Source organism: Paenibacillus sp. 203, from assembly GCF_037027525.1.
GTDB classification, from domain to species: Bacteria; Bacillota; Bacilli; order Paenibacillales; family Paenibacillaceae; genus Paenibacillus; species Paenibacillus polymyxa_B.
Window position 1 is genome coordinate 1 of the sequence record NZ_JAXCHD010000121.1, and the last position, 200, is coordinate 200.

At 54.5% G+C, this 200-nt stretch carries 1 rRNA gene; it reads left to right on the top strand.

Annotation, left to right across the window (positions count from 1 at the left end):
- A 23S ribosomal RNA gene (locus tag WA407_RS26685) occupies positions 1–200 on the top strand; the annotation flags it as partial.

Here is a 200-nt window from a genome sequence, read left to right on the forward strand (position 1 = left end):
GTTATGAGCGATGGGGTGACGCAGTAGGGTAGTGACGCGGACTGATGGATGTCCGTCTACGCAGTGAGGCTGGTGTGTAGGCAAATCCGCACATCGTAAGGCTGGGCTGTGATGGGGAGCGAAAATTATAGTAGCGAAGGTCATGATCTCAGACTGCCAAGAAAAGCCTCTAGCCAGGAGAAGGTGCCCGTACCGCAAAC